Source organism: Microcoleus sp. A003_D6 (assembly GCF_036702825.1).
Lineage (GTDB): Bacteria > Cyanobacteriota > Cyanobacteriia > Cyanobacteriales > Microcoleaceae > Microcoleus.
Map to the genome: position 1 here is coordinate 1 of NZ_JAUBWA010000201.1, position 7,661 is coordinate 7,661.

The 7,661-nt window shown below is 45.8% G+C and carries 8 protein-coding genes; all 8 read left to right on the plus strand.

What is annotated here, in order from left to right; all coding sequences use genetic code 11:
• Positions 1-131: 131 nt before the first annotated feature.
• The 8 genes from QUB70_RS30650 to QUB70_RS30685 all read left to right on the plus strand — a co-directional run bounded on the left by QUB70_RS30650 (position 132) and on the right by QUB70_RS30685 (position 7,570).
• Complete coding sequence (locus QUB70_RS30650) at positions 132-890, plus strand: class I SAM-dependent methyltransferase (RefSeq protein WP_332985510.1); 759 nt, start codon at positions 132-134, stop codon at positions 888-890.
• 221 nt (positions 891-1,111) lie between these two features.
• Complete coding sequence (locus QUB70_RS30655) at positions 1,112-2,113, plus strand: cytochrome c oxidase subunit II (RefSeq protein WP_332985502.1); 1,002 nt, start codon at positions 1,112-1,114, stop codon at positions 2,111-2,113.
• Positions 2,114-2,191: 78 nt separating this feature from the next.
• Positions 2,192-3,997: a cytochrome c oxidase subunit I gene (gene ctaD / locus QUB70_RS30660; protein ID WP_332985503.1), complete on the plus strand. Its 1,806-nt coding sequence runs from the start codon at positions 2,192-2,194 to the stop codon at positions 3,995-3,997.
• 332 nt (positions 3,998-4,329) lie between these two features.
• A complete protein-coding gene (locus QUB70_RS30665; protein WP_332985504.1) occupies positions 4,330-4,953 on the plus strand; it encodes a cytochrome c oxidase subunit 3 in 624 nt (207 codons plus the stop codon).
• A gap of 358 nt (positions 4,954-5,311) precedes the next feature.
• Positions 5,312-5,581, plus strand: coding sequence for a hypothetical protein (locus QUB70_RS30670; RefSeq protein ID WP_332985506.1), 270 nt, complete (start codon positions 5,312-5,314; stop codon positions 5,579-5,581).
• A gap of 9 nt (positions 5,582-5,590) precedes the next feature.
• On the plus strand, positions 5,591-5,959 hold the full coding sequence (locus QUB70_RS30675; protein WP_332985507.1) for a hypothetical protein: 369 nt from the start codon (positions 5,591-5,593) through the stop codon (positions 5,957-5,959).
• A gap of 7 nt (positions 5,960-5,966) precedes the next feature.
• Complete coding sequence (locus QUB70_RS30680) at positions 5,967-6,248, plus strand: HNH endonuclease (RefSeq protein ID WP_332985508.1); 282 nt, start codon at positions 5,967-5,969, stop codon at positions 6,246-6,248.
• Positions 6,249-6,337: 89 nt separating this feature from the next.
• Positions 6,338-7,570 (plus strand): hypothetical protein, encoded by a 1,233-nt coding sequence (locus QUB70_RS30685; RefSeq protein ID WP_332985509.1) that lies wholly within the window; start codon positions 6,338-6,340, stop codon positions 7,568-7,570.
• Positions 7,571-7,661: the final 91 nt, after the last annotated feature.

Genomic DNA, 7,661 nt, shown 5'->3' on the forward strand with positions numbered 1-7,661 from the left:
GCCCGTTCCACAAGAAAAAAAATTTTGTGGGATGGGCCGGAGAGCCCGTCCTAGTTATTTTTGCAAGAGGTCTATTACCGAGGCAGAGCCAGGGAACGAGAAATAAATTTAAACACAAAATCAGAAATATCGTGAAAAAAACCGCACAATTAATTAAATCCTTAACAGCAATTATCTTAGCAATAATTTGCTTGTTGCCGCTCAATGCCTGTGCAGCAGCAAGTAAAACCGCAAATGGCGACACAATTTACCAGCAGCGAACAGTCCACAATCCCGACGGCACCGGCAAATTTTACATGGGTCGAGAAATTGCCCGAGTCATGGGATATCAAGGCGCTGGTTGGCTGGAAAGACCGTCTCGCGGCATGGAAGAAAAATCAGCTCGATTAGTGAACAATCTCGATTTAAAACCAACAGATATTGTAGCAGATATTGGAGCGGGAACGGGATATTTTAGCTTTCGCATCGCTCCCTTAGTTCCAGAAGGAAAGGTTTTGGCAGTTGACGTGCAGCAGGAAATGATTAATTTTATTAAATTGAATAAACAAGAAAAAAATATTGCTAACGTTGATCCAGTTTTGGGAAGTATCGACAATCCGAATTTGCCGGAAAACAGCGTGGATTTAGTTGTGATGGTCGATGCTTATCACGAATTTGAATATCCCAGAGAAATGATGCAAGGAATTGTGAAAGCACTCAAACCGGGAGGCCGCACGGTATCGATCGAGTATCGGGGCGAAAATCCGCTGATTCCCATTAAAGGTTTGCACAAAATGACGCAGAAGCAGGTGAAAAAAGAAATGGCAGCCGTCGGTTTAGTATGGAAAGAGACAAAAGATATGTTGCCCCAGCAGCATTTGATGGTGTTTGAGAAACCATCTCAAATTTAGCAGCCAAACAGAGCGATTGTTTACCATTTTTACTCATTTTTGTCAAGGTACAAAAGACGTACTTTTGAGGCGCGCAGGCGATCGCTCAAATATACTAAGCCTTAAGTAACCCTTAAGATAGACATTTTACTAAAAATACCATTTACAATTAAAACTTGATAACCCAGAGGCGCTTCTTTCATTTTTCAAGCGAAGAAGTGTCGCTATTAAGAAGTACCAGCGTGAACATTCCAAGTTCCATCCTCACCATGCTTGCCGGCATCGGAGTAACTCTGATCAGTCTCTGGTACGGGCAGAATCACGGTTTGATGCCGATCGCCGCCTCTGACGAAGCATCCGACATAGACGCACTTTTCAATACAATGATGACCATTTCCACTGGATTATTTATCATGGTCCAGGGAATTCTCATCTTTGCTGCAATTAAATATCGCCGCCGTCAAGGAGACAACACAGACGGGCCGCCTTGGCATGACAACTTTCCCTTAGAAATTCTTTGGACAGCCGTGCCGGCGGTGATTATTTTAGGAATCGGAGTCTACAGTTTTGAGATTTACAACTCAATGGGAGGACTCGATCCGATGGGAAATCACGACCACGGAACCATGCAAGCGCACTCTAAAATGCGGGGAAGTGCGATCGCCGCCACACTCTCAGATACACCCCAAAACACCCCTCAAATTCCGCCTCAAAAACTCGTTGCTCTAGGCGTAGGCGCTTCCCCAGAAAATGAAGACAAACCAGCAGATTTAGTTGTAAATGTCATGGGTTTGCAGTACGCCTGGATTTTTAGCTATCCAGAAAGCGGCGTTAGTTCCGGCGAACTGCATATGCCAGCCAACCGCGACGTACAGCTAAATCTCTCAGCTCAAGACGTGCTGCACGCATTTTGGCTGCCAGAATTTCGCCTCAAACAAGATGCAATTCCCGGGCGGCCGAGCGAGCTGAGATTTACAGCAAATAAAACCGGCGAATACCGGGTTGTTTGTGCTGAATTGTGCGGCGCTTATCACGGAGCGATGAAAGCTGTAGCAGTCGTTCACACGCCCGAAGACTTCGACAGTTGGCTGCAAAGCCAGCAAGTTGCTAGCAGTCAAAACTTAGAGCAAGCAGTTGCAGTCAATCCGGAGAAATTGTCAGACGGAGAATTTTTGGCTCCCTACGTCCGGGAAATAAAAGTTAATTCCGAAACCCTAGAACAACTTCACCCAACTCATCACTAAAAATAGTCATTAGTTCCTGGCACTGGGTCTTCGATCCGGAGCTAATAACTAATGACTAATAACTAATGACTAATAACTATGACACAAGCACAGTTCCAAGAAAGTGCCAACACTGAGGCTCGCGGAACAGCGCCCGCCGACAGACATTGGCGCGACTACTTCACTTTTAATACCGACCACAAAGTCATAGGTATTCAATACCTGGTAACAACATTTACTTTCTATCTAATCGGCGGCGTGATGGCCACTTTGGTGCGAACAGAACTCGCCACCCCCGACTCCGATTTTGTCAGCCCCGAACTCTACAATAGTTTATTTACTGTTCACGCGACGGTGATGATCTTCCTGTGGATCGTACCCGCCGGAGCCGGATTTGCTAACTTTTTGATCCCCTTAATGATTGGGGCACAAGACATGGCATTTCCCAGGCTGAATGCGATCGCCTTTTGGCTGATTCCCGTAGGCGGCGTGTTGCTGTTGAGCAGTTTTTTGGTAGGAGCTCCGCAGGCTGGTTGGACTTCCTATCCGCCTTTGAGCTTAGTTACTGCTCAAGCCGGGGAAGAAATTTGGATTCTCAGTGTTTTGATTCTCGGAACTTCTTCGATTTTGGGGGCGGTGAATTTTGCCGTTACCATCTTTACCATGCGGGTTCCGAGCATGAGTCTCAATGAAATGCCTTTGTTTTGCTGGGCGATGATTGCGACTTCAGCGCTGACTTTAATTGCTACTCCAGTGTTAGCGGCAGCTTTGATTTTGCTGTCGTTTGACTTGTTAGCAGGGACGGCATTTTTTAACCCGACAGGCAACGGCGATCCGGTCGTCTACCAGCATTTATTCTGGTTTTATTCGCACCCGGCAGTTTACATTATGATTATGCCCTTTTTCGGGGTGATTTCAGAAGTTTTGCCGGTGCATTCGCGCAAGCCAATTTTTGGTTATTTGGCGATCGCCTATTCCAGTCTCGCGATCAGCTTTTTGGGCTTGATCGTGTGGGCGCACCATATGTTTACCAGCGGCACACCCGGCTGGCTGCGGATGTTTTTTATGATCACCACTATGATCATCGCCGTACCAACTGGGATTAAAATATTTAGCTGGTTGGCAACTATTTGGGGAGGAAAACTCCGCCTTGTCAGCGCCATGCTATTTGGGATGGGTTTTATCTCAACATTTGTCCTCGGCGGCATCACCGGGATCATGGTAGCTTCCGTACCTTTCGACATTCACGTTCACGACACTTATTTTATCGTCGCTCACCTCCACTACGTGCTGTTTGGCGGCTCAGTGTTTGGAATTTACGCTGCTTTTTACCACTGGTTCCCCAAAATGACGGGGCGGATGATTAATGAATTTTGGGGTAGAGTTCACTTTGTTTTAACCTATGTTGGCTTTACTGTAACTTTCTTGCCGATGCACGCTTTGGGGATGCAAGGAATGCCCCGGCGGGTGGCAATGTACGACCCGAAATTTACCACAATTAATGTCATTTGTACTGTCGGTGCTTATATGCTGGCAGTGTCTACAATCCCGTTTATCATTAATGTGATTTGGAGCTGGAGGTACGGCCCGAAAGCAGGTGACAATCCTTGGCAAGCTTTGAGTTTGGAATGGATGACGACTTCGCCGCCACCTATCGAAAATTTTGAAGGAGTGCCGGTATTGGCAACGGGGCCTTACGATTACGGCATGGAAAAAATTCAGCGGACAGGGGAACGTCTCAGGCTCAAGTTGAGGGAAAATGCCACCCGCAACACCCAGAAAACAGGTATTCCTATTGCGGAGGCTCAAGCTTCAACTTTCTTTGGCGGTACTGCAACTTTGGTTGAGCCTGAATCAGAGAGAGATGTTGATTCTCCTGCTGATGAAAGTCAAGATGGCGAATAGTTATTAGTCATCAGTCATCAGTCATTAATGTCCACAAACACGTCTAACGTAGTACGGATCTTCTATCTGACGATTAAGCTCTCGATCCCCCCTAGCCCCCTTAAGAAGGGGGGGACAAGAAGCACTCAAAGCTCCCCTTCTTAAGGCAGGAACCGGACACACTCAAAGTCCCCCTTCTTAAGGGGGATTTAGGGGGATCTGACCTCGGATAAAAGCGAGATTTCTCATCGCTTTTAGTCTTAAGTTGACACCAATGCCCTCTTCCTTCTTCCTTCTTCCTTCTTCCTTCTTCCTTCTTCCTTCAACATCCCATTACCAACTAGCAATTTATTATGCAAATTCCAGCGATCGATCCGGCAAAAACAGCCCTAAATTACCACCACGAGGGCGAAGTAAAAGCACACGGTGTGGAGCATCCCGACCACCGAATGTTAGGTGTAATTGTGTTCCTGTGCGCTGAAGGCATGATATTTTTCGGTATGTTTGCCGCGTATTTGATTTATCGGGCTATGGCCCCCGTGTGGCCTCCTGAAGGTACGCCGGCGCGAGAGTTATTGCTGCCGGGAATTAATACGGTGATTTTGATTGCTAGCAGCTTTGTGATTCACAATGCCGATACTGCAATCAAAAAGAATGATGCCGCCGGAATGCGGAATTGGTTGCTCGTAACTATTGCTATGGGCGCAGTTTTCTTGTTCGGTCAGGTTTACGAATACACTCATTTAGAGTTTGGTTTGACGACGAATTTGTATGCCAGTTGCTTTTACGTTTTGACGGCTTTTCACGGCTTGCACGTTACGTTGGGAGTGCTGCTGATGGTGGCGGTGGTGTGGCGATCGCGCGCGCAAGGTCATTATTCTAGCGATCGCCACTTCGGAATCGAAGCGACTGAGATTTACTGGCACTTTGTGGATGTGATTTGGATTGTTTTGTTTTTGTTGCTGTATATTTTGTGATCCCACAGGCTTTTGGGCCTCTGCCGCAAGAGATTTGTATGACCCCCAATTGGGGGTTTTTTATTGTTTGGGCTGCTGGCTACCGTGCAGGTTCGCCAACTTTTTGCGGCGGCCGTCAACTTTTGGTTACACTATATTGGTTACACTATAATAGTAGTAAGTTGGCGAATCAATTCCTCGATCGGCTATAAGTAAATCCCCCTAATTAAACGTAAAATACGGATGACTAAAAAGCTGGCTGCAATATGTCTTCTTCCTGCTTCCAACTTCGGTCTTCCAACTTCGGTATACTTAGCCAGCGCGGCAGGCAAAATTTCTCGCAGTTTAATGTTCTATTTGCCCAGTAGTGTCTAATATTGTGAATCAGCAACTAAACCCAGAATTTGAGCGTTGGGCTAGAGAACACAATCAAGGTAATCTAAATTCACCTACTACTCGCCAGCTTTACGAAAATCGCCAAATATCTGTAGAGGAATATATTGGCAAATTCCGCAAAGGTGGAATTAGTGAAGTCTTGCCGGCAGAGGCAAAAACTATGTCGGTTGAAAATGCTTTAAAAGCAGGGATAGTCGGGGGTAAAAATCTGCGGAAGTTACTAACAGATAATCGCGATAAGTTCCAAAAATGAGGTGATATTGTGAATCAGCAAACTGCATCAAAAAATGATATTACTGAAACTCTCAGGCAAATGCTTAGAAGTAAGATTTTAAAAGCGATTGAAACTAATCGCGCTGAAACTTGTTTGTGCACTTTGTCTTTTCAAAGCACTGTTTGTCCTGAGAGGCACGTTTGGATTGATACAGATTTGGACGGAATAGGAATTGATTTAGAAGATTGGAAGATCGAAGGCGAATGGGACAATGCAGTGGCGCGCATCCGCGTAGACTCTCTTGAAGATGCGGTAGAAATTGTCCAAACATGGCTTTATGGCGGCAATTTGGATAAATACTCGAACGTCAATCGAGAATATGAAATGGTTTTTAAAACGCCCATAAAACAGCATTGAGAAAATTATGCAGTGCGAATTGTGCGATCGACAAATGGAAGCATTAACCGCCCATCACCTCATCCCCAAACAAAACACCAAGCGGAAAAACGAAGATCCCAGCCCGACGATCGACATTTGCTCGGCCTGTCACCGCCAGATTCACTCTCTATTCGACAACAAACACCTCGCCCAAGAGCTCAACACCCTGGAAAAGCTCAAAAATGACCCCGAACTCCATAAATTTGTCTCTTGGATTAAGAAACAAAAAACCGACAAACGCATCCAAGTACGCGGCAAAAAAAACTGAATCAAACCATCGATTCCGGGTGCATAGCGATCGCCCCCGAACTCAGGTATAGTTATTTATGTATTCCCGACGGGCTACAATCAACTATCATGAACCTCACCTCCCTCGAACTCGCAAAAGACCGATCGCGCATCTTCAAAAACTACCTCCAAATGGAAATAGATGCCCAAGCTAACATAAACAAACTAGCTTTTTTAGACCGAGGCATTGAAAAATCCCCTTACCAACAACAAATTAAAAACTATCCCGATTATCTCAAACAGAAACCTGACGGCTTAAAAGTAATTAGCTCTATTCCCGGCCCCAATAATCCCCTAAAACTTACCCCGTTTCCCAGCCTGGGAGCACAACCTCAAATTAACTCTCAAGCTTTAAGTTTTCTCCACGAAGAAGTTAAGCAAGCCTGCGTTTGCATTGGAACTTTTGTAGACGGCAAAATTCAGGCGCAGTGGCTGGGAAAAAACGCACTTACCAAAGCTGAGCAGTGGAGTGCCACTAAAATTATCCCGCTCCTTAATATCGTCAGTCAAGTAAATAGCAAATATCCCGACTGCGACATTGACAACTGCGTTGTTAGAGATGGCAACGGGCAAAAACAAGATTTTTACTTTTACGATGTAGCAAAAGACATGATTAGCTATGCCTCAAATATAGCAAGTTCAAACTCCTTAGCTGCGATGTTCAAACGCTTCGATACTCGCACAGGACTAGAGCAATGGCTGAAGAGCGCTACTGGCAATAATGACCTAATTTTTCGCGGCGATTACGGCGAAAATCCTTATCACAACAACCCCAAAATCTTCGATCTCAGCAAAAAACAAGTGCTGCTAAGTGCCGCATTAAACAGCACCCAACAAAGTAATTCCGTATCTGCTTATGACTTGACCAGGCTAATTTCCATGTTAGGATGGCACTTCCATATCGAACAGCGATCGCGCATGAAAGCATCTCAGTGGAACAGCTTAGAAAGCCTTGTCAGAGCAATGGGACACGACAGCGCTCGATATGCGGACGTAGCAATTAAAACCTTGGGGATGGATAGCCTTATCACTTCTCCAGTAATTATCTCAAAATTGGGTTACGGACTCAGCGCGATCAGGGGAACCCTAGAAACAGTTTATGTGGCTTTAGTGCGGTTTGTTGACGAACGGCCCAAGGCGGCGGGAAAGCCGGCAAAACTCAGAACTTTAGCCATGAGTTTGCGGGCAGAAAAAGCTGTAGGCGGTTCCAGCAGTGTCGATCGCTTGGCGATCGAACAAGACGCCAGAGTCGCCGCCGAAGTCACGGAAATTCTGCGCCGGTTGTTTGCGGAAGAATTTTAAACGCGGGCGATCGACTAATAGACCTCTTGCAAAAATCCTTTTCATCAATTGATGGGACGGGCAAGATGCCCATCCCACAAGAGTTATTTTT

What these genes read in the sequence shown, in the direction of transcription:
- ctaD (WP_332985503.1), top strand. Translation starts at nt 2,192, where the DNA reads ATGACACAAGCACAGTTCCAAGAAAGTGCCAACACTGAGGCTCGCGGA.
- QUB70_RS30665 (WP_332985504.1), top strand. Translation starts at nt 4,330, where the DNA reads ATGCAAATTCCAGCGATCGATCCGGCAAAAACAGCCCTAAATTACCAC.
- QUB70_RS30680 (WP_332985508.1), top strand. Translation starts at nt 5,967, where the DNA reads ATGCAGTGCGAATTGTGCGATCGACAAATGGAAGCATTAACCGCCCAT.
- QUB70_RS30685 (WP_332985509.1), top strand. Translation starts at nt 6,338, where the DNA reads ATGAACCTCACCTCCCTCGAACTCGCAAAAGACCGATCGCGCATCTTC.